The 3,200-nt window shown below is 65.1% G+C and carries 3 protein-coding genes; 1 reads left to right on the plus strand and 2 read right to left on the minus strand.

Translation table 11 applies throughout. The annotated features are described in order from the left end of the window. Positions 1–107: 107 nt before the first annotated feature. Positions 108–374, minus strand: coding sequence for a helix-turn-helix transcriptional regulator (locus CCR87_RS00180; protein WP_201155327.1), 267 nt, complete (start codon positions 372–374; stop codon positions 108–110). A 143-nt stretch (positions 375–517) separates the two neighbouring features. On the opposite strand from CCR87_RS00180, the gene CCR87_RS00185 reads away from it, so the two are divergent. Beyond that, entirely contained in the window at positions 518–1,138 is a 621-nt protein-coding gene (locus CCR87_RS00185; RefSeq protein ID WP_201155328.1) for a hypothetical protein, read from the plus strand. A gap of 1,248 nt (positions 1,139–2,386) precedes the next feature. Here CCR87_RS00185 and CCR87_RS00190 read toward each other — a convergent pair. Next, positions 2,387–2,716, minus strand: a complete 330-nt coding sequence (locus CCR87_RS00190) for a helix-turn-helix domain-containing protein (RefSeq protein ID WP_201155329.1) — start codon at positions 2,714–2,716, stop codon at positions 2,387–2,389. Positions 2,717–3,200 lie beyond the last annotated feature (484 nt).

The raw sequence follows: 3,200 nt of genomic DNA on the forward strand, positions 1-3,200 counted from the left end.
GATCTGCCCTTCGCCCATGGTGATCCTGGCGTAGGCGCGTCTGAACCGTCACCCTTCTGAGGTTCAGTCCCGACAGCGCCTGCCCCATCCGGCCTCGGGGAGCAGGCCTATGTCGTCGCCGATCCTGTCGATCTGGGGGAGCGCAGCCGCACGCCCTCGCCCTTGCCGTCCGCGGTGTCGAGGAACTCAACCCCTGCGGCTTCAAGCGCTCCCTTTATGGCCTGCACGACCCGCAACGACGAGCGCTCGGGCCCAAGCTTCGGGTTTTCAACGCGCTGGATTGTTGGCAGCGACACTTCGGCCCGGCGGGCGAGATCGGCCTGGTCAAGGTGCAACAACACCCGTGCTGCCTTGATCTGCTCGACGCTTATCATGTTTTAGACTTCTCATGTGATGTTTCATACTTGATGCCTGGGACTTGTCATGGTATGTATGAAACATATCGAGCGAAAGCTCAACACTCACAGACAGAGATCACAGGCCGTCAGCGCCATCGCCAAGAGCAGGAGTTCATACCATGCACACCCAGCCCATCACCGTCGTGTCCCAGTTCGCATCCCACCCGTTGGCGACGTCCCACACACAGGCCCTTCCCGTGCCGTCCCGCCCGGCCTCCAACCCGGTTCAGGTCCGTCTCTCCATCGGCCTCTCGCGCCTTGCCGACGCCCTGTCGACGGCCTGCGTCGCCGAGCTCGAGCTGGTCGGAATGCCCGCCTTCGATCCCGCCCTGGCTGCGTGGCGGGAGGAGGCCGAGGCGGGCTGGGCAGCGGCGTGGGCGCACGCCGAGGCGCTGGCCGTGGGCCCCGGGGGCGACAGCGCGGCGCGTTGGTGCCGGCGCTTCGGGCGCGCGGTGATCGACGTCCTCGACGCGGAGGGGCCGGCGGTTGCGCGCTGCGGGTTCCGTCGGATCGCTGCGCTGCTCCAGGATTTGCCGGCGGCCCTGCGCGCGCTTGAGGGCAGCACCCTCGCACGTCTTCGCGTTTGCCTGTTGCGCGTGGGATGCGTGACCGCGGCGCACGCCGGATGCTTACCTTCATGTTCAATGTCGCTGAACACATTCGACCCGTTGGCGCGCTCGCCGTCTGCCCCTCACCGGCACGCACATGCGCAGTCGCGCAGCCAAGCTGAAACCGCTTGACCCCGCGGGGAGATCGGCGAGGCTGTCCGGGGTGATGGTGTTGATTACCCGGTGGGGAACATGCACCCGTGCGAAACGCCCGGGGACATGATCCGGGCTCCGCCGTTGCCGCAGGCGAAAGGCGGTCAACGGATGCCTTCAGTTCGGCGCGGCATGGCCTGAGAGGCGCTGAGCGGCCCGTAGAGGCGGCATCTGTCTTCTCGGCTCCTATCGGGTAGGGAAAAGGCTGCGCGCCCGCTCTGCGGCTCTCTCAGCGCTCCTGAGGCCATATCGAGCCGCAGGGCGCCTGCGAGCTCGGCTGAACGGCCGTGATTGGTGTCACCGCCCGCCGCCGGGCCTGCACCCCTCCCCAGGCTCCGGACCTGCCCCGGGGGTCATCGAGCGCTGCGAGGCATTCCCGCCCCACAGGATCGCGCCGTCGACCGCGCCGTCATGCATCGGTGACCGGATTGGGGTGATGCGGGGTCAGATCTGGCCGGACCCAGTTACATTCAGGCGGGTGACGCCCGGGTGAAACACAGGCGTCACAAGGCAAGCCATTGTTTTTAACCACAGTTACAATGTTTCGCCGTTACGCGGGGTGTATTGTTTAATGTGCGTGCGTGCGTGCGCGTGCGTGCGTGCGTGCGTGTGCGTGTGTACGCATGTATATTTATCTATATATGTAACTAGATATATATATTGTAACAGTGGCTTTTGTTCAATGGCTTAGGGAAGTTACCTCACTCATCACTATAAGTTACAGGCGTACATGTTCAGTTTCAAACGGAAAAAGGGGCCGACGCTGGCACCCTTGACCCTCGCGCGAAACATCTCGGGGCCCCGACCGCCGGCCGACGCCCCTCTGAGACCCGTTCACGATACTCCAGAAGGCACACAGGCGCGGATCGACCTGCCCCCGTTCCCGCATCCGAACGGCGCGTCACCGCGCAATCACGCCACGGCACATCCCTGCGGCGGCCACTGGATCGGCGCAGGGCACCATGCGACAGGCCTACCGGCCTCCATGAGGGCCACACAGGACTTCGCGCGGCGCCATCTCCGCGCACACCGGCTCATTCAGCACACGCTGACGAGATGGGAGACCTGCGCCCCCTCACCCGGCGTCACGCCCCCTGTCATATGGCCTGAGCCACCCTCAGATCCTCCCTGCCGTGCCCTCCGGCCAGGGACCAGAAGGGCGGCGCACGTTGACCGTTTCCCTCGGACACGCCCGGAACAGCCAACGCGTGGCTCCCGAAGTCGCAGTCACGCTGGGGGTTCCGACAGGGAGCGCGCAATGTTCAGCAGAACGGTGCGCTTGGGGGGATCGAGTGCCGCAAAGGCGCGAATCAGCACCGATGCACGGCGATCCATGAGCCCGGAACCAGGCACCTGCTCTCCGTCGTCCTGCGGCAGACCGTCGTAAAAATAGGAGATCGGGACCGACAGGGCTTGCGCCATGTTCCACAGCATCGACGCGCTGACGCGGTTGATCGCCCGTTCGTATTTCTGGATCTGCTGGAATGTGACGCCCAGCTGGGTCGCAAGCATCTGTTGTGACAGCCCCAGGACCAGCCGCCGAGTGCGAATGCGCATCCCCACATGTTGATCGACCGGGTGCTGTAGCACTCAACCCTCACACCTTATGCGTGTATCGCCGGAATCCCTTGATTTTTCCCGCCAGTCAAGCGTTTTATGAGCAGCCTGCGTCCCGGTCGGGCTGAGCATGCCCGAGTCGGCGACACTTCGGGATCGTACGGATGCCGGTCCATCGTCGTCGATCACATTGAACGCATCCGCGCCGGTGGACGCCATCCGGGCGCGCGCAGGCCACACCGATCTGGCAGATGCCGCCACGGTCGTGGTTGCGGTTTCCACATCGAGCGCGAGAACACGGAGCGGGCCCGCCGGAAAGGGCGGCTCCCCGGGGATGATCACCGCTGGAGCGCCGGGAGATGCTCCCCCGCAAAGCGGGCACGCTGGCGCACACTGGCCGACAGCTCAGGCGGGCCGCACGCAAGACGCGCAGGGTTGCCCGGACCAGATCCGCAGGCTCACCATAGACATCCATGCCGTGACC

It is taken from the genome of Rhodobaculum claviforme, from assembly GCF_016653255.1.
Lineage (GTDB): Bacteria > Pseudomonadota > Alphaproteobacteria > Rhodobacterales > Rhodobacteraceae > Rhodobaculum > Rhodobaculum claviforme.

Coding starts and splice junctions, on each gene's coding strand:
- CCR87_RS00190 (WP_201155329.1), bottom strand. CDS start 2,716: ATGCGCATTCGCACTCGGCGGCTGGTCCTGGGGCTGTCACAACAGATG.
- CCR87_RS00180 (WP_201155327.1), bottom strand. CDS start 374: ATGATAAGCGTCGAGCAGATCAAGGCAGCACGGGTGTTGTTGCACCTT.
- CCR87_RS00185 (WP_201155328.1), top strand. CDS start 518: ATGCACACCCAGCCCATCACCGTCGTGTCCCAGTTCGCATCCCACCCG.